The 2,625-nt window shown below is 27.7% G+C and carries 3 protein-coding genes; all 3 read right to left on the bottom strand.

Annotated elements, in window-relative coordinates; genetic code table 11:
• Window positions 1–106 precede the first annotated feature (106 nt).
• The gene (locus AQ1689_RS02240; protein WP_101955051.1) at window positions 107–778 is read right to left on the bottom strand and encodes a hypothetical protein; all 672 of its coding nucleotides are present in this window, start codon (window positions 776–778) and stop codon (window positions 107–109) included.
• Window positions 779–936: 158 nt separating this feature from the next.
• Entirely contained in the window at window positions 937–1,299 is a 363-nt protein-coding gene (locus tag AQ1689_RS02235) for a hypothetical protein (protein ID WP_101916016.1), read from the bottom strand.
• On the bottom strand, window positions 1,278–2,528 hold the full coding sequence (locus AQ1689_RS02230) for a hypothetical protein (protein ID WP_145993716.1): 1,251 nt from the start codon (window positions 2,526–2,528) through the stop codon (window positions 1,278–1,280). Before AQ1689_RS02230 ends, AQ1689_RS02235 begins: the two co-directional genes overlap by 22 nt.
• Window positions 2,529–2,625 lie beyond the last annotated feature (97 nt).

Below are 2,625 nucleotides of genomic sequence, written 5' to 3'. Positions count from 1 at the left end.
ATGATTTACGAACCGCCGTATACGAGACCCGTACGTACGGTGGTGTGAGAGGCGCACTCCGACTATTTTAGTCGGAGCCGTCTACTCGATTGGCAAATCGTTTTTACTAATTATTTAAATAATAGTTAACAGAAACCAATTCAATAGAATTTACTTTTCCTAGATAAAGAGGACTTTGTTCGTCAAAAGTTAATATACAGCTTGAATCTGCATCAATTTCATAACATTGTGAATTACTGTTTGCAATATGTGAATTAATTAAACCATCAATATTTAAAGTTATTTTGAAAAAACCATTTACATTAATACTATTAGTATTATTAAACTTAATTTTATATTCCAATCGCGATGTGTTGTTTCCTGTGTCGGGTGTGAATTTAAATAAAATAACCTCATTTGTGATAGGTTTCAACGTTTTGAAATTTAATTCATTACCGTAAGAGGTTCCTATACTGTTTGTCGCAAATGCACGTACATAATATTTAGTATTACTCTCTATATTAGAAATTTCCATTTTGTACTCTTCATTTTCTCCAGAGTAAATATTAATATCGTCATTTATTGTCGGGTTTGTATTTTTATTCCAACAAATTCCTTTGCTAATAATTTCTGTTCCTCCATTATCTGAAATGTTTCCACCACTTTCTGCTGATGTCGATAAGATATTTGTGATAGAATTCGTTTTTAAAGTAGGTAGTCCAATTTTTGGTTCATTATCCTCGTTAGAGGAGCAATTGAAACAAAAAACTATAATAATAAGTAGTGATATTTTTTTCATTTTTGTTTTTTAATGTTTGCCAACGTGATTGTGTATGATTAGTTGCTTGGTTTAAGCGCTAAAGTTAGTAAATAAAACGGAATAGAAAATTTGCGAGGACTTTTGTAAATTGGCTAAAACTAGCAATTAATTATACACGGTGTTCTAAGCCGTTTTCTTTATTCATATATCTTTTCAATAGTATGCATTCTCCTTCCTGATTTATAAAATTTGCTACTATAAATATATTTTTTATCTATATATTTTTCATCTGGAATTATTGTTCTAAATGTTTCTATATCTATTATTTGCTTAAGATTAATCATAGAATCATATTTAAAATAAAAATATTGTCTATAAACTGTATCTTTCCATTTACTTTCTTGAGATGGGTTTCTAACATTTTTATTAGACAGTTTCATAAAGATTTGTTCATCTTTATTAAGATATAAATTATCTTTTAAATGTTTAAATTCTTGATTTGACTTACAAGAAAATAGCACAAGGATTAATATAATAATTATTTTCTTTGCATTTTCCATAATGTAGTTTCTGTAGAGTCCCATTGAAGATGTTTCTTGTTATTGTTTTTTAAATGACTATTATATCTGTTTAAACAAGTATTTGCAAAAGTCCAGCAAGTCTGTTTTTTTATTCCTTCAGAAATATCTTTAAAAAAACCTTTTGATGATGTTTCTCCATGTTGGTCATAAATAGTATAAGTCGAATTGCAAGGATCTGTGTTGTTTATAATTAGCATTAATGTATGAAAACCTGAAGTGATGGCAAAATAAAAAATATGAAAACCAATATTTTTTGATACTTGTTTATTAAAAAAATCTTGAAGGTTATTATTTTTAAGTTCTAAAATATCATATCTAACTTTCTTATATGATTTTGTATCTATTATGCTTTTTCTTTTAGAATGATCTATTTTATAACTATCATATTCGAATTTTACTTTAACATAGCCTAATGAATTAAATTTGTTTCCTCTATCTATGGCATTTTTACCACTAAATCCAATTTTATTTCTATGTTTATGACTTCTATCAACACTATAAAAATCAATGTAGTTTTGAAACAACTCAGAAACACTTCTCTCAGCAGCTTGCATACAATAGTTTTCATCATATTCAGGAGCGGTTTCATTATCGGCAAAAGGAGCTATAAACAAAATTTCATCAATAACTCTTTGTGCTTCAGCCTCCATAAAGACATCTTTTTGAATAACAGAAACATTTAATTTACCAGAAGTTACAATAGTGTCGGAAGATTCAAAACTATCATCATCGTCATCTTTTCCTTTTATATCAATTGAAAATTTTTCACCTCTACCAAGAGTATGCTTTATTTCAATTTCAATTTTATCGCTATAACTAACTTTTTTGCTTTTAGGCATAATGGTAACTTTTGAATTTGAACTTGAAAATTCAACAATTCCATCATTGTCTTGAAAACCAAAAGGATCGTGACCTTGGAGTATTTTTAAAGGTATTTTTGAAACGGAGTTTTTAGCAATTACAATTTCTGGAACAAGATAATCTTGTAAATTTTCAGTAAATCCTTCTCCCAAATCTAATTTATCTTTATTACATTCAGTACATTCTTCTGTTGAGTATATAATATTTTCCCCTTTTTCATCTTCATTTATTGTAACAACAGGAATAAAATCATACCTGTCATACACTTTCAATTCGGCAGAAGCAGAACTTGTTCCAAAACTAGCTGTTGCTTTTAAAATCATTGAGGGTTTGTTTTTTTTACTCATAAAGTTTCTTGTTTTGTGTATTGTCCTGAAATAGGTTGACCTTTTTTTTGAATTTATAAGGTTAATAATTCCAGATTTTTTTTATTTCTTCGATACG

Source organism: Tenacibaculum finnmarkense (assembly GCF_900239185.1).
Lineage (GTDB): Bacteria > Bacteroidota > Bacteroidia > Flavobacteriales > Flavobacteriaceae > Polaribacter > Polaribacter finnmarkensis.
Note: the sequence above shows the minus strand (reverse complement) of the source record. Positions and strands in the feature narration are given on the sequence as shown.